18 protein-coding genes are annotated in these 17,228 nt (G+C 67.2%); 11 read left to right on the forward strand and 7 right to left on the reverse strand.

The window, feature by feature from the left end; translation table 11 throughout:
- Positions 1-11 precede the first annotated feature (11 nt).
- Positions 12-137 (reverse strand): hypothetical protein, encoded by a 126-nt coding sequence (locus ACGHN1_RS07610; protein WP_390549975.1) that lies wholly within the window; start codon positions 135-137, stop codon positions 12-14.
- A gap of 187 nt (positions 138-324) precedes the next feature.
- Between ACGHN1_RS07610 and ACGHN1_RS07615 the strand changes: the two genes are divergently transcribed.
- Positions 325-1,743 carry a sigma-54-dependent transcriptional regulator gene (locus tag ACGHN1_RS07615; RefSeq protein ID WP_390550898.1) on the forward strand — a complete coding sequence of 473 codons (1,419 nt, stop codon included), beginning with the start codon at positions 325-327 and terminating at the stop codon, positions 1,741-1,743.
- 20 nt (positions 1,744-1,763) lie between these two features.
- On the opposite strand, the gene folP is transcribed toward ACGHN1_RS07615, so the two are convergent.
- The 5 genes from folP to ACGHN1_RS07640 form a co-directional block, all read right to left on the reverse strand.
- Positions 1,764-2,879, reverse strand: a complete 1,116-nt coding sequence (folP, locus tag ACGHN1_RS07620) for a dihydropteroate synthase (protein WP_390549977.1) — start codon at positions 2,877-2,879, stop codon at positions 1,764-1,766.
- A gap of 166 nt (positions 2,880-3,045) precedes the next feature.
- Positions 3,046-4,557, reverse strand: coding sequence for a M20/M25/M40 family metallo-hydrolase (locus tag ACGHN1_RS07625; protein WP_390549979.1), 1,512 nt, complete (start codon positions 4,555-4,557; stop codon positions 3,046-3,048).
- Between the two features lie 106 nt (positions 4,558-4,663).
- Positions 4,664-5,800 carry a site-specific DNA-methyltransferase gene (locus tag ACGHN1_RS07630; protein WP_390549981.1) on the reverse strand — a complete coding sequence of 379 codons (1,137 nt, stop codon included), beginning with the start codon at positions 5,798-5,800 and terminating at the stop codon, positions 4,664-4,666.
- Positions 5,801-5,995: 195 nt separating this feature from the next.
- The gene (locus tag ACGHN1_RS07635) at positions 5,996-6,928 is read right to left on the reverse strand and encodes an oxidoreductase (protein WP_390549983.1); all 933 of its coding nucleotides are present in this window, start codon (positions 6,926-6,928) and stop codon (positions 5,996-5,998) included.
- Positions 6,925-7,509: a ribonuclease HII gene (locus ACGHN1_RS07640; RefSeq protein ID WP_390549985.1), complete on the reverse strand. Its 585-nt coding sequence runs from the start codon at positions 7,507-7,509 to the stop codon at positions 6,925-6,927. The genes ACGHN1_RS07635 and ACGHN1_RS07640 overlap by 4 nt, the downstream gene beginning before the upstream one ends.
- Before the next feature lie 40 nt (positions 7,510-7,549).
- Here ACGHN1_RS07640 and ACGHN1_RS07645 point away from each other — a divergent pair, with 40 nt between their 5' ends.
- The 6 genes from ACGHN1_RS07645 (at position 7,550) to ACGHN1_RS07670 (ending at position 12,452) form a co-directional block, all read left to right on the forward strand.
- On the forward strand, positions 7,550-8,737 hold the full coding sequence (locus ACGHN1_RS07645; RefSeq protein WP_390549987.1) for a PQQ-dependent sugar dehydrogenase: 1,188 nt from the start codon (positions 7,550-7,552) through the stop codon (positions 8,735-8,737).
- A gap of 58 nt (positions 8,738-8,795) precedes the next feature.
- Entirely contained in the window at positions 8,796-9,308 is a 513-nt protein-coding gene (locus ACGHN1_RS07650) for a GNAT family N-acetyltransferase (protein WP_390549989.1), read from the forward strand.
- Positions 9,309-9,354: 46 nt separating this feature from the next.
- Entirely contained in the window at positions 9,355-9,903 is a 549-nt protein-coding gene (locus tag ACGHN1_RS07655) for a DUF1285 domain-containing protein (protein WP_390549991.1), read from the forward strand.
- Positions 9,900-10,505: a CoA pyrophosphatase gene (locus tag ACGHN1_RS07660; protein WP_390549993.1), complete on the forward strand. Its 606-nt coding sequence runs from the start codon at positions 9,900-9,902 to the stop codon at positions 10,503-10,505. The genes ACGHN1_RS07655 and ACGHN1_RS07660 overlap by 4 nt, the downstream gene beginning before the upstream one ends.
- Before the next feature lies 1 nt (position 10,506).
- Positions 10,507-11,673 (forward strand): CCA tRNA nucleotidyltransferase, encoded by a 1,167-nt coding sequence (locus ACGHN1_RS07665; protein ID WP_390550899.1) that lies wholly within the window; start codon positions 10,507-10,509, stop codon positions 11,671-11,673.
- Positions 11,674-11,900: 227 nt separating this feature from the next.
- Positions 11,901-12,452 carry a hypothetical protein gene (locus tag ACGHN1_RS07670; RefSeq protein WP_390549995.1) on the forward strand — a complete coding sequence of 184 codons (552 nt, stop codon included), beginning with the start codon at positions 11,901-11,903 and terminating at the stop codon, positions 12,450-12,452.
- A gap of 133 nt (positions 12,453-12,585) precedes the next feature.
- On the opposite strand, the gene parC is transcribed toward ACGHN1_RS07670, so the two are convergent.
- Positions 12,586-14,892 carry a DNA topoisomerase IV subunit A gene (gene parC / locus ACGHN1_RS07675; RefSeq protein WP_390549997.1) on the reverse strand — a complete coding sequence of 769 codons (2,307 nt, stop codon included), beginning with the start codon at positions 14,890-14,892 and terminating at the stop codon, positions 12,586-12,588.
- Positions 14,893-14,989: 97 nt separating this feature from the next.
- On the opposite strand from parC, the gene ACGHN1_RS07680 reads away from it, so the two are divergent.
- The 4 genes from ACGHN1_RS07680 (at position 14,990) to ACGHN1_RS07695 (ending at position 17,226) form a co-directional block, all read left to right on the forward strand.
- Positions 14,990-15,547 carry a type 1 glutamine amidotransferase domain-containing protein gene (locus tag ACGHN1_RS07680; RefSeq protein ID WP_390549999.1) on the forward strand — a complete coding sequence of 186 codons (558 nt, stop codon included), beginning with the start codon at positions 14,990-14,992 and terminating at the stop codon, positions 15,545-15,547.
- A gap of 82 nt (positions 15,548-15,629) precedes the next feature.
- A complete protein-coding gene (locus ACGHN1_RS07685; protein ID WP_390550900.1) occupies positions 15,630-16,232 on the forward strand; it encodes an SOS response-associated peptidase in 603 nt (200 codons plus the stop codon).
- 112 nt (positions 16,233-16,344) lie between these two features.
- On the forward strand, positions 16,345-16,809 hold the full coding sequence (locus ACGHN1_RS07690; RefSeq protein WP_390550001.1) for a MarR family winged helix-turn-helix transcriptional regulator: 465 nt from the start codon (positions 16,345-16,347) through the stop codon (positions 16,807-16,809).
- Between the two features lie 9 nt (positions 16,810-16,818).
- On the forward strand, positions 16,819-17,226 hold the full coding sequence (locus ACGHN1_RS07695; RefSeq protein WP_390550003.1) for a DUF1398 domain-containing protein: 408 nt from the start codon (positions 16,819-16,821) through the stop codon (positions 17,224-17,226).
- Positions 17,227-17,228 lie beyond the last annotated feature (2 nt).

The raw sequence follows: 17,228 nt of genomic DNA on the forward strand, positions 1-17,228 counted from the left end.
GGGCCCGCCGCTCAACCCGAGATCAGGACGACGACGATAAAGGCAAGCAGCGCCAGCAGCGGCACGATCCACTTCAGGCTGCCCACGAAGCTCCCGTAGGTCTTCGAAGCCTTTTCCATATCATGCACCGTGCTCATCGTGTTCCCCGAATTGATGCCTCTACCGGCTGATGTGGCAACCGCTCTATCGCGCCGCGCCGCCGCGCTCAAGACCGTGTTCGCCGCCATGTGCCGATCCCGATTTGAAACAGTTAAGCGGTATTTTACCCTTCCGCACTATTCCATCGCCCAGCCGGACCGTCCGGCCAGGGAGACCACGCGCACCATGGCGACCATCGAACCGCGCCTGCTGATGCTGATCGACGACGAGCCGGCGCAGAGCCGGCTGGTGACCGCGCTTGCCGCGCGCGAGGGCTATCGCACGCTGGTGGCCGGCGATTGCGACGGCGCGCTCGCCATGCTCGACACGCCCGAGGGGCGGCAGGTCTCCGTCATCCTGCTCGACCAGTGGGTGCCGGGCGACGATGCCTGCTCGCTGATCCGCCAGCTCAAGGCGTTGCGCCCCGCCGTGCCGGTGCTGATGCTCACCGCCAGCACCTCGCCGCTGCTCGCGGTCGAGGCGATGCGCGCCGGGGCGACCGACTACCTGATCAAGCCGGTCGCGCCCGAGCGCCTGCTGCAGGCGCTGCGCGGCGCGAGCCAGCGCGAGACCACTCGCCACGAACTCCAGCCGCTCGCCGAGAAGATGCCCGCGACCCTCGACTTCGATGCCATGGTGGGCACCGCCGCGAGCTTCCGCACGGCGCTGGCCAAGGCCGCCACCGCCGCTCGCGGCCACGGCCACATTTTGGTCGAGGGCGAAACCGGAACCGGCAAGGACATGCTGCTGCGCGCGATGCTCGCCGCGAGCCCCCGCGCCAAGGCCCCCGTGCGGATCGTCAACATCGGCGCGGTTCCCGCGAGTTCGATCGAATCGCTGCTGTTCGGTCACGAACAAGGGGCGTTCGCCGGGGCGTTCGAACGCCAGGTCGGCGCGCTCCAGAACTGCGACGGCGGCACGCTGATGCTCGACGAGATCGACCGGCTGGACGAAACGCTGCAGTCGCGGCTCGCCCAGACCATCGCCACCGGGATCGTCCGCCCGACCGGGGCGACCCACGGCTACAAGGTCGATGTCCGCGTCTTCGCCGCCAGCGACGCGCCGCTCGACCGGATGGTGGAGCAGGGCACCTTCTCCGCCGAGCTACGCGACCGGCTCGCCGGCACGCGGATCGAGCTGCCACCGCTGCGCGAACGGACCGCCGACATTCCGGCGCTCACTCGCCATTTCCTCTCCAACATCGGCAAGCAGCCGGGGCTGGTCCACCATTCGATCGCCGACAGCGGGCTTGCCCTGCTCGAAGCCTACGACTGGCCGGGCAACGTCCGCCAGCTGCAGGCGGTGCTGTTCCGCGCCGCGGTGTTCTGCGAGGAGGAATCGCTGACCGCGACCAGCTTCCCCCAACTCGCCGAACTGCTCGGCGACATGGAGGACCGGGGCGAGAGCCGCCTGCGCGGGCTCGGCGTGATGCTCTACACCGACGACGGCAATCTGCGCGCGCTCGAGGAGATCGAGGCCGACGTCATCCGCCTCGCCATCGGCCATTACCGCGGCAAGATGACCGAGGTCGCCCGCCGGCTCGGCATCGGCCGCTCCACCCTCTACCGCAAGCTCGGCGATCTGGGGATCGACCACGCGGCCTGAGTTGGCTGGACCGAAATCCGCTACCCCGGCAGATCCGCGAAATCGGTCAGCGCCGCGTCGCGCAGGCCGCGCCAGACGTTGCGCGCCTGGACGGTCTCGCCGACATCGTGGACCCGCAGCAATTGCACCCCGGCGTCCATCCCCGCCATCGCCAGCGCGATGCTGCCGCCCAGGCGCGCTACGGCCGGCGCCTCGTTCGACAGCGCGCCGATCATCCGCTTGCGGCTGGCCCCCAGCAGCAAGGGGTGGCCGAGCGCGTGGAACAGCGGCAGCGCGTTGAGCACCGCCGTGTTGTCGGCGAGCGACTTGCCGAAGCCGAGCCCGGGATCGAGCAGGATGCATTCACGCGCGATCCCCGCGGCGAGCGCCGCATCGCGCCGGGTGCGCAAGGCATCGAACACGTCGAACACCACGCTGCCGTATTCGCCACCCGCATGCAGATCCTCGCCGCCCGCGCCGAGAGCGTGCATCAGCACCACCGGGCAGCCGCGCGCCGCTATCACTTCGGCGCTGCGCGGATCGTGCGCGAGGCCCGAGACGTCGTTGACCATATGCGCGCCGGCATCGAGCGCGGCCTCCATCACCGCCGCCTTGCGCGTGTCGACGCTGACCGCCGCGCCCATGCCCACGCAGGCTTCGATCGCGGGAAGCACCCGTTCGATCTCGTCGCCTTCCCACACGGCCTGCGCCCGGGGGCGCGTGCTCTCCCCGCCGATGTCGAGGATGGCGGCCCCTGCCTCGACCATCGCGGCGGCGTGCGCACGCCCGGCCTCGGGATCGTCGAGGAAGCGCCCGCCATCGCTGAAGCTGTCGGGAGTGACGTTGAGGATGCCCATCGCCTGCGGCTGGTCGAGCCGTACGGTGCGCGCGCCCAGTTCGAGCGGCGGATGAGCGAGGGTGAAATTGGCCCATTGCGCCTCCCCCTCCGCGCCGCAATCGTCGGGCAGCCGCCCCAAAACCTCGGCCATCGTTTCGGGCGAGGCGAGCCAGCGCTCGACCACCTTGCCCTCCCGCCGGAGGATCACCGCGAAGCGGCTGGCGTAGACCATGCCGCCTGCCAGCCGGATGGCGTTGCCATGCTCGCTCTGCGGACCGGGTGCGAAGCCGATGGGGCGGATGTACAAGGCGTCGGTCATGGGCGCGTCGGTCCTGCTGTTCCAGTTCGCGATAGGCCATGCTCTACTGGTCGGGCCGCAGATCGCCACCCGTCCAGTGCAGTTGTCTGCTGCTTATCGGCCCTGTCCGGGGGAATGAATTTCCGTTCGCCAGCGCGGCACGCCCGGTCGAGATGTCGATGCAACGCTAGGGCGTCTGTGTTGCTTCCTCGGCCACGATGTAGAGGTAATCTACGAAAGCCATCACCGCTTCGTCCAGGCCATTGACCGCGGGATTGGCGCTTTCGACCAGAAACCATTCGTCGGGGGCGTGCGCGCCGCCGCCCCGGCCGAGGCCGAACTGCGAGGCCGGGAGACCGAGCGGCGGCCCGTTGAACATGACGCCCGGCCAGCTCCCCGCGCTGCGGGCGGTTATCGAGTAGGGCAGACCCATGTTGTCGAAGAGCGCCTTCTGCGCGCGAATCAGCAGACTATCCTCGTCCGTCTCGTTAGGGCCATAACCACCGGAAACCGTGACGCGGACATCGTCGAACCCGCGTTTTGCGAGATGCGCCTCGAGCTTGGAAACCGCTTCTTCCTTGGTCATGTCCGGGACGAGCCGAAATTCCAGCTTCGCTTCCGCGCGTCCGGGCAGGACGGTCTTCCCCCCCGGCCCGGTGTAGCCGGCCACCAGACCCTGGATGTTCACGGTAGGCTGCGAAACCAGTCTCTCGAGACTGGCGACATAGTCCTCGTCGTCGATCCACCGCCCAACGCCAAGCTGCGCCTTTGCTTCGGCCTCCGGATAGAGCTTCGCCCCCTCGGCAGTCAGTTGCTTTTGCCTGTCCGTCAAGGGCTTCACGTTTTCGAACCACCCGTCGATCGCGGGGGTGTGACCGTCATCGGCGACCAGCGTGTCGAGGGCCTTGACCAAACGCCATGCGGGGTTTTCGATCCGGGCGTGGTTAGAGGAATGGACATCGGTCTTGGGGTATTTGTCCGACGTTTCTCCGCCGACCACCAGTTGGAATTCGACAGCGCCCTTGGCACCGAGAGTGATGTTGGCACTGCCGTCCCTGCCCTGTCCGGCAGAGGGAATGAAGACGCCGATGCTCTTCGCCAGCGCCGCCTGGACCTCCGGGTCGGCAATGACCTGGTGGAAGTTGGTCGAGGCTACCTCTTCCTCGCCCTCGGCAACAAGGACGATGTTGACCGGCAACTTCCGCCCGCTGTCACGAATCGCCTTGAGCGCGGCCAGGAAAGCAGTCTCGGGTCCTTTCTGGTTCACCGCGCCACGGCCGACCATCGTCATCCCCTCGCCGGGCCGTTCCACCAGCGCACCTTCTAGCGGCGGCGAACTCCACTCCTCCGCATCGAATTGCTTCACGTCGTACATGAAATAGATGCCGAGGGTGGTCGGTGCTCCCGCGTCGAGTGTCGCGAAAACTCCCGGCACGCCGTCCGTCGGGACGATCCGCGCGTTCTGGAAACCGGCGTCGAGGGCCAGTTGGCGCATGTATTCCGCGCCCTCGACGACATTGCGCTTCTCGGCGGCAATGGTCGGCAGCGCGATCCATTCCTGCAGAGTTCTTACATTGGCGTCGTGCTGCTGCTCGACGACCGTCGCGATCTGCTCGCGACCGGGCGTCTCCGCCGCCGTCGGCACAGCCGCAGACGCCAGCATCATCGCACCGCACAGTAATCCCGCCAAACGCTTCATGGACATAGCTCCCCGAAATATCTGGCCGAAGCTACCACCCGACGCGCGAATGACAACGGACTTCTCCCGATCAGGTCGAGATCCCGGTCGGGCCCCGACCTTCCCCTCAATCCTCGCTGGCCAACAGGTAGAGCTGCCGCGCGGCGTCGATGGGTTTGATTTCGCCGTCCGCCTCGTAGTGCCAGAAGGTCCAGCCGTTGCAGCTGGGGGCACCTTGCAGGTCCTTGCCGAGCCCGTGGATGCTGCCGGTATGTTTCTCGCAGGCGAGCGAGCCGTCGGCGCGGACCGTCGCGGTCCAGCGGCGCTGCTTGTCGAAGAGCTTCGTGCCCGGCGGCACCAGGCCGTTCTCGACCAGCGCGCCGAAGGCCACTTTCGGCGCGCTGCGGCCGGCCTGCATCGTGGTGAGCGCGCTTTCGTCGAGCGGGAGTTCTTTTTCGATGCGCTTCATCGCCGCGTCGCGGTACGCCCCCTCGCGCTCGCAGCCGATCCACTGGCGGCCGAGCCGCTTGGCCACCGCGCCGGTGGTGCCGGTGCCGAAGAAGGGATCGAGCACGACGTCGCCGCGTGTCGTGGTGGCAAGCAGCACGCGGTAGAGCAACGCCTCGGGCTTCTGGGTCGGGTGGACCTTGTGTCCGCCCTCCTTCAGCCGCTCCGCCCCGTTGCAGATCGGCAGGACCCAGTCGCTGCGCATCTGCAGCTCGTCGTTCAGCGTCTTCATCGCGCGGTAGTTGAAGTGGTATTTCGCCTTCTCGCCCTGGCTGCACCACAGCAGCGTCTCGTGCGCATTGGTGAAGCGGGTGCCGCGGAAATTGGGCATCGGGTTGGTCTTGCGCCAGACGATGTCGTTCAAGATCCAGAAGCCCAGATCCTGCAGGATCGCGCCGACGCGGTAGATGTTGTGGTAGCTGCCGATCACCCACAGCGCCCCGTCGGGCTTCAGAACGCGCTTGCATTCCGTGAGCCAGGCCTTTGTAAAATCGTCGTAAGTCCGGAAGCTGTCGAAACGGTCCCAGGCGTCGGTGACGGCATCGACATGGCTGCCGTCGGGCCGGTTGAGATCCCCGCCGAGCTGGAGATTGTACGGGGGATCGGCGAAGACGAGATCGATCGAGGCGTCGGGCAGCGCCCGAAGCCGCTCGACGCAGTCGCCGTCGAGAATCTGCCCGAGCGGCAGTGCCCCGACAGTATTTCCCTTTTGCTCAATCGCTTGCGCGCGAGACTTGACGGTCTCGATAACCCCCATGAGGCTCCCCTGCCCTGATTTATCCACAGGGTGAGTCCAAACGGACCCACGGTCAAGCACCGAGGTTTAGAGCGGCATGGTTAATTGCGCGTTAGCCATGCCGGGGTCGCGCGGAACGAAAAGAGTCCCCACGACATCTTGCGCCGAAGTCCGAAGCCGCGGCCCAAGATGCGGTGGTGTTGCGCCGAGGACTCGCTAGGCGGGCGTTTGCGCAGGCGCGGGTTCCAGCCCGGGATCGATGCCGGTCATCGCGACCGACTTCTCCCACAACCGGGCTGCGAGCTGGGGGTCCTGCGCGGTCCTGGCCGCCACCGCCGGGCCCGACGCGCCGCCGCTCATTTCGCGCAGGCCATAGGGGCCGTAATAGTCCCCGCCCTCGGCATCGGGATCGGTGGCCGCCTGGAGCGCGGGCAGAGCGCCCTTCACCGAATCATTGAGCAGGAAGCCGGTGGCCGCGCCGAAGACCGGGCCGAGCACGCCGAGATGGCGAGTGAGTTCGGTCCGGGCGATGCCGGGATGGCAGGCCACCGAGACCACGGGCGAATTCGCCGCGCGCAGCCGCCTGTCGAGCTCGAAGGCGAAGAGCAGGTTGGCGAGCTTGCTCTGGCCGTAGAAGCGCAGACGGCTGTAGCCGTGGCGGGCGTCGAGATTGTCGAAGTCGATTCCGGCACCCTTGTGGGCTAGGCTCGCCTGGCTGACCACCCGCGCGCCGCCATCCGCCGCCAGCTTGCCCATCAGCAGTCCCTTCAGCGCGAAATGGCCGAGATGATTGACCGCGAATTGCAGTTCGGCACCCGTCGATCCGTGCGAGAGCGGCGGGATCATGACCCCTGCATTGTTGATCAGAAGGTCGATCTGCTGCTCCTTCCCGAGCTCCGCCGCCGCATCGCGGACCGAAGCGATGTTGGCGAGATCGAGGTGGAGATAGGCGCAGTCGGCGCGTTCCGGGCCGCTGCGGATGTCCTCGATCGCCGCGTTCGCCCTGTCGGCATCGCGGCAGGCGAGGATCACGCGGGCGCCCTTGCGGGCGAGCCCCCGGGCGATCTCCAGGCCGATGCCGGTGTTGGCGCCGGTAACCACGGCGGTCCTGCCGGTCTGGTCCGGCATGTCGAAAAAGGCGAAACTCACGCGAACATCTCCATCTGGGCGACGGGCGCGAAGCTGCGGCGGTGCAGCGGCGAAGGCCCGTGTTCACGCAATGCGGCAAGGTGCTCGGGCGTTCCGTAGCCGGCGTTGCGGTCCCAGCCGTAATGGGGATGGCGGGCGGCGGCCTCGCGCATCAGCCGGTCGCGGTGCTCCTTGGCGATGATGCTGGCGGCCCCGATGCAGCGCTCCCTGGCATCGCCCTTGACGATGGCGCGCGCGGGCCAGCGCCAGCCGGCATTGCGGCCCGCGGGGGTGAGATGGCCGTCGATCAGCGCCTCGCAATCCTCGAGCCCCAGAGCTTCGCACAGCCGTTCCATCGCCAGGGTCATCGCCAGCATGGTCGCGCCGAAGATGTTGAGCCGGTCGATCGCCTCGACCTCGACCACGCCGATCCCGTAGGCGCAACGCGCGCGGATCGCCCTGTCGAGCTTCGCGCGGACTTGCGGCGAGAGCGCCTTGGAATCGCCGAGCCCGGCGGGACACGGCTTGCACAGCACCACGGCAGCGGCCACAACCGGCCCCGCCAGGGGGCCACGGCCTGCCTCGTCGACGCCCGCGATCATCCGGGCGGAGCCAAGTCCATTTTGGGGAGTTCCTGAGAGCATGACCGAGAAAAACCTCTTCGCCGCCATTCTATCGCCTGCCCTCTTCCTCGCAAGTTGCGGTGGCAGCGCGACCGGGGATACCGCCGCGCAATCGACCCCCGCCCCCTCCACGGGTGGACAGATGGACGGCGAAATCAGCTTCGCGACCGAGACCATCGACACGCTCGACGAGCCTTGGGCGCAGGCATTCGCGCCGGGGACCGAGGTGCTGTTCGTGACCACCAAGCCGGGCCGCATCGTCGGTTACGACCGCGACAGCGGCAACACGATCACGGTCAGTGGCGTGCCGCAGGTCGATTACGGCGGCCAGGGCGGCCTCGGCGACATCGCCTTCCTGCCGAGCCAGGCGGGATCGCCGCTGTCGGGCCGCACCATCTATCTGAGCTGGGTCGAGGCGGGCGACGGCGACACCCGCGGCGCAGTGGTCGGGCGCGGCACGCTCAGCTGTCCCAATGCCCGCGCCTGTTCGATCGAGGGGCTGAACGTGATCTGGCGCCAGCAGCCCAAGGTCACCGGGCGCGGCCATTTCTCGCACCGGATCGTGTTCAGCCCGGACGAGCGCTACATGTTCGTTGCCAGCGGCGAGCGGCAGAAGATGCAGCCGGCGCAGGATACCTCGAACACGCTCGGCACGATCGTGCGGCTCAATCTCGACGGCACGCCTGCGCCGGGCAACCCGCTCGCAAGCCGCGGCAGCCCGTCGGACCAGATCTGGAGCTGGGGCCACCGCAACATCCTGGGCATCGATTTCGACGCGCAGGGCCGTTTGTGGGAAATCGAGCACGGCCCCAAAGGCGGCGACGAGCTCAATCTCGTGCGGCAGGGGCAGAACTACGGTTGGCCGGTACGCTCGAACGGCGTCAATTACGACGGTTCCGACATTCCCGATCACAGCGCCGACGACGGCTTCGCCAAGCCCGCGATCAGCTGGACCCCGGTGATCGCACCGGGCAACATGACCTTCTATTCGGGCGATCTGTTCCCGGCGCTGAAGGGCGACCTGATCATCTCGGGTCTCGTGACCGAGGGCCTGGTTCATGTGGCCATCGACGGCGAACAGGCGCGCGAGGTCGCCCGCTATCCGATGGGCAGCCGCATCCGGTCGGTGATCGAAGGGCCCGACGGCGCGCTTTACGTGTTGGAGGACCGCGACGGGGCGCGGCTGCTGCGGCTGACCCCGCGATGATGATGGCACTCTGATCGCGCTCGACAGCACCGCGGCGGGGCCTTATCGCGCCCCGCCCGTGGCCACCATCGTTCCCCTTACCGCGATCGACCCGCAGCTGGTCGAGGACCTGCTCGATGCGAGTTTCGGGACGGATCGCCATGCCCGAACCGCCTATCGCATCCGCGCCGGGATGGACTGGCTCCCGGCGCTGAGCTTCGCGGCGCTGGACGAGGAGGATTATCTCGTCGCCTCGATCCAGCTGTGGCCGGTCGCGCTGACCGATCCCGAGGGGCGCGCCCATCCGCTGCTGATGGTCGGCCCGGTCGCGGTCGCGCCCGGGCGGCAGGGCGAAGGCTTCGGCAAGGCGCTCATGGCCGCATCGCTCGGTGCGATCGAGCCTACGGCGCCCTTGCCGCAGGTGCTGATCGGCGACGAGGACTATTACGGCCGCTGGGATTTCTCGCCGGCGCACACCGGCGGCTGGCGCTGCCCCGGCCCCTACGAGCAGCACCGCCTGCTGGCACGTTGCGCCAATCCGGCGATCCTTCCCGTACGGGGCATGCTGGGGCCGTGGAGCCCGCAGGGATAGCGGCGAGGATTGAGTCGCACCCCGCCATCTGCCAACGCTCCATCCGATGCCCTACGAACCGCCGCCAGAACTTGCCGGAATGTCGCTCGCCGAGATCGCCGAGGCGGTCGCGGCGCGCAAACTGCCGCCGGTCGAGCAGTGGAACCCGGACAATGTGGGCGAGAGCGGCATGCGGATCGCCGCCGACGGCACCTGGCTTCACAACGGATCGCCGATCACCCGCCCGGCGATGGTGCGCGCTTTCGCAAGCCTCCTCAACCGCGAGGAAGACGGGAGCCACTGGCTGGTCGTCCCCTATCAGAAGCTGCGGATCGCGGTGGAGGATGCGTGTTTCCAGGCGGTCGACGTGCGCCGGGTCGATGGCGACCTCGCCTTCCGGCTCGGCACCGACGAGCTGGTCGTCGCCGGCCCCGACCATCCGCTGCGCGCGGCGGGCGATCCCGATCTGCCGTCGCTCTACCTGATGGTCCGCCGGGGCTGCGAGGCGCGGCTCAACCGCTCGACCTACGAACAGCTCGCGCAGATCGCGCTCGAGGAAGGCGACGACTGGACCGTGACCAGCGGAGGCCGCAGCTTCCCGCTGCGCCCCTCATGACCGCGCTTCTCGACCGGCTGAGCGAGCTCTTCGCGCGGGGTCATGCGCAAGACATCGAGGGGCTGATGAGCGATGCGCGCTTCGCCGAGGCCGGGCGCACCGCCGAGGCCGCAGTGCTGATAGCGGTCGTCGATCGCCCGGAACCGACCGTCATCCTGACCCAACGCCCGCGCACGATGAAGGACCATCCCGGCCAGGTCGCCTTCCCTGGCGGCAAGCTCGAGCCGGGGGAGGCCCCGGTTGCGGCGGCACTGCGCGAGGCGCAGGAGGAACTGGCGCTCGACCCGGCCGAAGTCTCGGTCATCGGCACCACCGACCGCTACCAGACCGGCACCGGTTTCGACATCACCCCGGTGCTCGGCGTCGTGCCCCCCGGCCTGCCGCTGGTCGCCTGCGAACGCGAGGTCGAGAGCTGGTTCGAGGCTCCGCTCGACCTGCTGATGAATGCACGCAGCTGGACCCGCAACGAAGTGTTCTGGAAGGGCGCGACGCGCGAATATCTCGAGCTCGATCATGGCGGTTACCGTATCTGGGGGGTCACCGCGGCGATCTGCTACAACCTTTCCCGTCGGCTCGCATGGCTGGAGGCCGTGCGTGACTAGGATGCCGCATACCGACTGGACCGGACGCGAGGACCTCGCGGCGCTGGTCGCGGCGCTGGGGGCAGAGGAGATGCGCTGGGTTGGCGGCTGCGTGCGCGATGCGCTGATGGGCTGCCCCAGCCACGACATCGATGCCGCCACCCGCCACAGGCCGGAGCGAGTCATCGATCTGTGCCGGGAAGCAGGCATCCGCACCGTCCCCACCGGGATCGACCACGGCACCGTCACCGCCATCCTGCCGGACGGCAATGTCGAGGTGACGACCCTGCGCTGCGATCTCGCCACCGACGGCCGCTATGCCCAGGTTGCCTATGCCAGCGAGTGGAAGGACGATGCGGCGCGGCGCGATTTCACCATCAACGCGCTCTATGCCCACCCCGGAACGCTGGAGATTTCGGACTATTTCGGCGGTCTCGACGATCTCGCCGCCCGCCGGGTGCGGTTCATCGGCGATGCCCGCACCCGTATCCGCGAAGATCACCTGCGGATCCTGCGCTATTTCCGCTTCGCCACCCGCTTCGCCGACGACTGGGACGCGGAGGCGACCGAAGCCTGCAGCGAACTCGCCCCCAGCCTCAAGGGGCTAAGCCGCGAGCGCGTGGGTTGGGAGCTGCAGAACCTGCTCGCGCTGCCCGACCCTTCCGCCACCGTCGCCAAGATGCGCGAGCTGGATGTGCTACGGGAAATCCTCCCCGAATGCGGGCGGCGCGAAGTGGCGAATTTGGAGGCCCTGATCGCCGCCGAGAAAACCTATGCCGTTACTCCCGACGCCATGCGCCGGCTGGCCGCGATGCTCCCTGCCCTGCCGCCGGTAGCGGAAACGGTCGCAGCACGGCTGCGACTCTCGCGCAGCCAGCGGGAGCGGCTGACGTGTGCCGCAGCGCGCGATGCGCGGGACGGCGAACAGCCGCGCGCGCTGGCCTACGGCGTTGGCATCGCCTGTGCGAAGGACCGCCTTCTGCTGACCGGTGCCGACCCCTCGCCGTTGCAGGGCTGGGAAATACCCACGCTGCCGCTCAAGGGTGGCGAGATCGTCGCACGGGGCGTCGCGCGCGGGCCCGAAGTCGCTCGGATGCTCCAAGCGATCGAGCGCCGCTGGGTGGCCGAGGGCTTTCCCGATCGCTCGAGGGTGGAGTCCTTGCTCGAGGAGGCTCTGGCGACGCGCTAGGCCTTCATCGCGGCTTCATGTGCGTCTGGTATAAGGGGCCCAGCGGTTGCAAATCCGAACCGACCTTGCCAAGCCCCAGCCCGTTCGCGGCGGATCGACGTCCGGACCTTGGCCCGGTTCACCTCCGCGAAGCAACAATTGGCGGTGTTTTCGCGTCGTGCCGGGGCACGATCGCGGATGTGTCGCATTTCAGTCCTCTATCCAGAAACAGACCTTGGAGAATTTCGATGAACACCCTCAAGCTGGCCGCTGCTGCCATCGCCCTGTCGGCCACCCCGGCATTTGCACAGGAAACCGCCGAGGCTCCGGCTCAGGCCGCTAGCCAGGTCGTCGCTGGCGCAACCGTCACCGGACCGCAGGGCAACGTCGTCGGAACGATCGAAAGCGTCGCCAATGGCGAAGCCATTCTCGATACCGGCAAGCACAAGGTGCCGCTTGCGGTGAGCATGTACGGACAGGGTGAAGCCGGTCCGACCGTGACCGTGACCAAGGCCCAGCTCGACAGCATGGTCGATGCGCAGATCGCGGAAGCCAATGCCGCGCGCGATGCCGCGCTTGTCGAAGGCGCCACCGTCGTCGCCGCCGACAATGCCGCGCTCGGAACCATCCTCGAAGTCGACGGCAACAACATCGTGATCGCCCGCGGCGGCGACGAGGCGGACAAGGTCACGCTGCTGCGCGAATATTTCGCGATGAGCGACGCAGGCCTGATGGCGCGTCTTACCAATGCCCAGATCGACGAGGCGATGTCCGCGCAGGGTGAGACCACCGGCGAATAGGAATTCGGACGAGCCCTTCGGGTCGCACCGGAAGGGTTTCGGGGGGTCGGAGGCGGGAAACCGTTTCCGGCCCTTTTTCCTATTTGCTTCCCGGAGCGAACCGCCCCGGGCGAACCGCCTCAGGTGAACCGCCTTACGTAAACCGGTTGTCGCGGGGAAATCCCTGGGGCGGCATCCGCCCGGCCCCGCCGCGAGCGACCTTCCACTGCCACATCTCGCCCTCGGTGCGGGTGCGGCCTTCCTTGCCACCCATGATCCAGCTGAGCCCTTCCTCGAGACGGAAGGTGGTGGCATCGCTGAGGCCGCCGTCGCGGTAATTCTGCAGCTTCACCCCCTGTCCGCGCGCGAGATCGGGCAGTTCCTCGAGATTGAAGACCACCAGCTTGCGGTTGTCGCCGACCACCGCGACGTGATCGTGGCCGGCGGGGATCGGCCGCGCCACGCGCAGCTTCGCTTCGTCCTTCACGTTCATCACCTGCCGCCCCTTGCGGGTTTCGGCGAGGAGATCGTCGGTCGTCGCGGCAAAGCCCTTGCCGGTGGTCGCCGCCAGCAACAGCCGGGTGCCCGCGCGATGGACGATCACCGCGACGATGTTCGCCTGAGGATCGATGTCGAGCGTGTTGCGCACCGGCTCGCCGAAGCCGCGCGCGCCTGGAAGCTTGTCCGCGCCAAGCGTGAAGAAACGCCCGTCGTCGGCGGCGAGCAGGAGCTTGTCGGTGGTCTGCGCGTGGAGCGCGAAGGCGGGCCCGTCGCCTTCCTTGTACTTGAAATCGCCCATGCCGTCCGAACTCCCGGCAAGGTCGACATGGCCCCTCGCCGCGCGCACCCAGCCCTTCTGGCTGAGGACGACGGTGACGGGCTCCTTCTCGATCATCGCGTCCATGCTGAACTCGACCGCCGGCGCCGCCTCCTCGATTCGCGTGCGGCGTGCGCCGAGCGCGGTGTCGGGGCCGTATTCCTTCCTGAGCGCGGCGAGGTCGCGCTTCAGCCGGGTGCGCTGGCGCGCCGGCGAGCCGAGCAGCTTCTCGAGCTCGTCCTGCTCCTTCAGGAGCGCGTCCTTTTCCTGCCTGAGCTCCATTTCCTCGAGCTTGCGCAGGCTCCGCAGCCGCATGTTGAGGATCGCCTCGGCCTGCCGGTCGGTGAGGCCGAACTCCGCCATCATCACCGGCTTGGGCTCGTCCTCGGAGCGGATGATCGCGATCACCCGGTCGAGATTGAGAAAGGCGACGATGTAGCCCTCGACCAGCTCCAGCCGCCGGGCGATCTGGTCCAGCCGGTGCCGGCTGCGCCGCTGGAGGATGTCGATCTGGCTCGCGACCCAATTGCCAAGCAGCTCCTTCAAGCCCATCACCATCGGCGTGCGGGTGGCATCGAGGACGTTGAGGTTGAGCCCGAACCGCACCTCGAGATCGGTGAGCTTGTAGAGGCTTTCCCTGAGCAGTTCGGGATCGACGTTGCGGCTGCGCGGCACGAAGACGATGCGGATGTTCTCGTCGCTCTCGTCGCGCACGTCCTCGAGGATCGGCAGCTTCTTGTCGGCGATCAGCTGCGCGACCTGCTCGATCAGGCGGCCCTTCTGCACCTGATAGGGGATCTGGTCGATCACCAGCTGCCACTGGCCGCCGCCGAGCCTCTCGATCCCCGCTTCGCGATCGGCGGGCGCGGCGGCTTCGGCGGCATGGAAGCGCGCGCGGATGCGGAAGCTGCCGCGGCCGGTCTCGTAAGCTCTGGCGATCGTCTCCGCGCTGTCGACGACCAGTCCGCCGGTGGCGAAATCGGGCCCGTGGAACAGCTCCATCAGCCGCGCGTGTTCGACATGCGGATTGTCGATCAGCTCCAGCGTCGCGTCGACGACCTCGGCGACGTTGTGGCTGGGGATATTGGTGGCCATGCCAACCGCGATCCCGCTGGCGCCGTTGGCGAGCAGGTTGGGAAACAGGCCGGGGAAGATTTCCGGCTCCTGCTCCTCGCCATTGTAGGTCGGGACGAAATCGACCGTGCCCTCGTCCAGCCCCTCCATCAGCCGCAGCGCGGTCCTTGTCAGGCGGGCTTCGGTATAGCGATAGGCAGCGGCGTTATCGCCGTCGATATTGCCGAAATTGCCCTGCCCCTCGACCAGCGGATAACGCAGCGCGAAATCCTGCGCCAAGCGGACCATGGCATCGTAGACGCTGGCATCGCCGTGCGGGTGATACTTGCCGATCACGTCGCCCACCACGCGGGCGGACTTCTTGAAAGCGTCGGTCGGATTGAGCTTCAACTGCCGCATCGCCCACAGCAGCCGTCGGTGAACCGGCTTCAGCCCGTCGCGCAGGTCGGGGAGCGAGCGCGCGGTGATCGTGCTGAGCGCATAGACAAGATACCGTTCGCTTAGCGCGCTGTCGAACGGGGCATCGACGATCGCGTCGAACGGGTCTTTCTCGTCTTCGATGGTGGCCATGCGGCTCGCCCTATCACCGGCCCGGCCTGGCTAGAAGAACGGAACGACTGCCTTTCCCCATACGTTGCAAGGTCGTAACCAAATCAAGGAAGTACCTATGACCAAGCATGTGATGATCCTCGCCACCGACGGCTTCGAGCAGTCCGAACTGCTGAAGCCGAAGGCCAATCTCGAAAACGCCGGTATCGAGACGACCGTGGTCAGTCTCGAAAGCGGCGAAATCAAGGGTTGGGACCAGGACGACTGGGGCAAGAGCGTCAAGGTCGACAAAACCGTCGACGATGTTTCCGACTGTGCGGAATACGACGCGCTTCTGATCCCCGGTGGTCAGATCAACCCGGACCTCCTGCGCGCCAACGACCGCGCGGTGGCCATCGTCCGCGAATTCAACGATGCGGGCAAGCCGATCGCGGCGATCTGCCACGCGCCGTGGATGCTGATCGAGGCCGGTATCGTCGAGGGCAAGACGGCGACCTGCTACACCTCGATCCGCACCGATCTGAAGAATGCCGGCGCGAAGGTAGTGGATCAGGAAGTCGCGACCGACGGCAACCTCATCACCAGCCGCAACCCCGACGACATTCCGGCCTTTTCCAAGGCGCTGATCGAAGCGCTGGGCGTGAAGGTCGACGATCGCCAGCTCGAATCCGCCTGATTTCCGACCCAAGCGATTATGGCCCCGCCGCAGCGATGCGGTGGGGCTTTTCGTTTGTGGGATGCCGGTCCACAAGGGACCCATGTGCAACCTCTACCGCATGACCAAACCCGCCAGCGAGGTCGCGGCGATGTTCGGCGACATCGCGGTAGAGATCGGCAATGCGGGGATGGAAGTCTATCCCGGCCAGCCCGGCCTGGTGTTCGACGGAGAGCGGGCGCGCTCGATGGTCTGGGGGTTCCCGCTGTCGCGCAAGGGCAAGCAAGGCCAGCCGCTCAAGCCCAAGCCGGTCAACAACACCCGCGCAGACAGGGTGAAGAGCTTCTTCTGGCGTTACAGCTTCGAGGAACGGCGCTGCCTGCTCCCGCTGACCGGATTCGCCGAGGCCGAGGGACCGAAGGGCGGCAAGACACGGACATGGATATCGCTTCCCGATGCGGAGCTGTTCAGCGTTGCGGGGATCTGGCGCGAAAGCGACGAGTGGGGGCCGTGCTATTCGATGATGATGACCGAAGCTTGCATCGACATGGACGGAGTGCACGACCGCATGCCGGTGATCCTGCGCGAGGCGGACCGGGCGCGCTGGATGGAAGGCACGCCCTCCGAGGCCTATGACCTTTGCCGGCCGTGGGCAGGCGCCCTGGCGCTAGACCGGACGCGGGAACCCTGGGTCCTCCGGCGCTGAGATTACCCCTCTCGCAGCCATGACGGGGTTGCGGCACGCCGCCCGTTCCCAAATCTGTTTTGTTGACTAGGAAACAATCTTGTCTTAGATCGGGTTCGAAAGGACCGGACTATTGGCGGACGAAACCGAACCGGCATCGGAACTGGGCGATCATCTGGGCTACTGGCTCCGCTTCGTCTCGAATCACGTTTCCGCCGCTTTCGCGCGCAAGCTCGACCGGCATGGGGTCACGGTGGCCGAATGGGTGTTCCTGCGCACGCTGCGCGATCACGACATGCTGGGCCCCAGCCGCCTGTCCGAGGCGATGGGAATGAGCCGCGGCGCCATCAGCAAGCTTGCCGAACGACTGGAAGCGAAATCGCTGGTCGCCCGCACGGATCGGGCGGACGATGCTCGTGCTCACCTGTTGTCGCTGAGCCCGGCCGGGCGAGCGCTGGTGCCGCAATTGGCCCGGCTCGCAGATGAGAACGATCGCGAATTCTTCGGCGATCTCGCGGATAGCGACAGGGCAACCATGACCCACGCCCTGCGGAGCATCGTGGCCGCAAGGAAACTCAAGACCCTTCCCACAAGCTAGGACCCGATCATGACCCCCGATCAAAGACGCTGCGCCGAAGCCTGCCTGACCGGCGCCGAAGAGGACCGGATGAGCTTTCCGGAAATCCTCCAGGAATTGGCGCGCTTGGGTTACGAAGGCTACGCGGTCGACTTCCAGCGAAACGCGGCCACATATTATCTCTCGGACGGCGAGCCTCTCGATCTGGCGACCCACGCTGACGGAGGGGCGATCGCGCCGGAACTGGACGCCGAAAAATTGAGCGAAGCCATTCGCGAAGCGCAGGCAGATGGTCCCGGCTACAGCTATCGCGGTTTCTGCCGCAAGGCGCGGGCGGCGGGCTGCGCCGGCTATATGGTGTCGCTCCAGGGGCGGCGCGTGGTCTACTACGGGCGCACCGGCGAAACCCATGTCGAGCATTTTCCCGACGGCGATTAGAG

This window comes from Qipengyuania sp. MTN3-11, from assembly GCF_042851825.1.
Lineage (GTDB): Bacteria > Pseudomonadota > Alphaproteobacteria > Sphingomonadales > Sphingomonadaceae > Qipengyuania.

Excerpts from the sequence above, each read along its gene's own strand:
- ACGHN1_RS07610 (WP_390549975.1), bottom strand. The coding sequence starts at position 137 with ATGAGCACGGTGCATGATATGGAAAAGGCTTCGAAGACCTACGGGAGC.
- ACGHN1_RS07615 (WP_390550898.1), top strand. The coding sequence starts at position 325 with ATGGCGACCATCGAACCGCGCCTGCTGATGCTGATCGACGACGAGCCG.
- folP (WP_390549977.1), bottom strand. The coding sequence starts at position 2,879 with ATGACCGACGCCTTGTACATCCGCCCCATCGGCTTCGCACCCGGTCCG.
- ACGHN1_RS07625 (WP_390549979.1), bottom strand. The coding sequence starts at position 4,557 with ATGAAGCGTTTGGCGGGATTACTGTGCGGTGCGATGATGCTGGCGTCT.
- ACGHN1_RS07630 (WP_390549981.1), bottom strand. The coding sequence starts at position 5,800 with ATGGGGGTTATCGAGACCGTCAAGTCTCGCGCGCAAGCGATTGAGCAA.
- ACGHN1_RS07640 (WP_390549985.1), bottom strand. The coding sequence starts at position 7,509 with ATGATCGCGGGCGTCGACGAGGCAGGCCGTGGCCCCCTGGCGGGGCCG.
- ACGHN1_RS07645 (WP_390549987.1), top strand. The coding sequence starts at position 7,550 with ATGACCGAGAAAAACCTCTTCGCCGCCATTCTATCGCCTGCCCTCTTC.
- ACGHN1_RS07655 (WP_390549991.1), top strand. The coding sequence starts at position 9,355 with ATGCCCTACGAACCGCCGCCAGAACTTGCCGGAATGTCGCTCGCCGAG.
- ACGHN1_RS07660 (WP_390549993.1), top strand. The coding sequence starts at position 9,900 with ATGACCGCGCTTCTCGACCGGCTGAGCGAGCTCTTCGCGCGGGGTCAT.
- ACGHN1_RS07665 (WP_390550899.1), top strand. The coding sequence starts at position 10,507 with ATGCCGCATACCGACTGGACCGGACGCGAGGACCTCGCGGCGCTGGTC.
- ACGHN1_RS07670 (WP_390549995.1), top strand. The coding sequence starts at position 11,901 with ATGAACACCCTCAAGCTGGCCGCTGCTGCCATCGCCCTGTCGGCCACC.
- parC (WP_390549997.1), bottom strand. The coding sequence starts at position 14,892 with ATGGCCACCATCGAAGACGAGAAAGACCCGTTCGACGCGATCGTCGAT.
- ACGHN1_RS07680 (WP_390549999.1), top strand. The coding sequence starts at position 14,990 with ATGACCAAGCATGTGATGATCCTCGCCACCGACGGCTTCGAGCAGTCC.
- ACGHN1_RS07685 (WP_390550900.1), top strand. The coding sequence starts at position 15,630 with ATGTGCAACCTCTACCGCATGACCAAACCCGCCAGCGAGGTCGCGGCG.
- ACGHN1_RS07695 (WP_390550003.1), top strand. The coding sequence starts at position 16,819 with ATGACCCCCGATCAAAGACGCTGCGCCGAAGCCTGCCTGACCGGCGCC.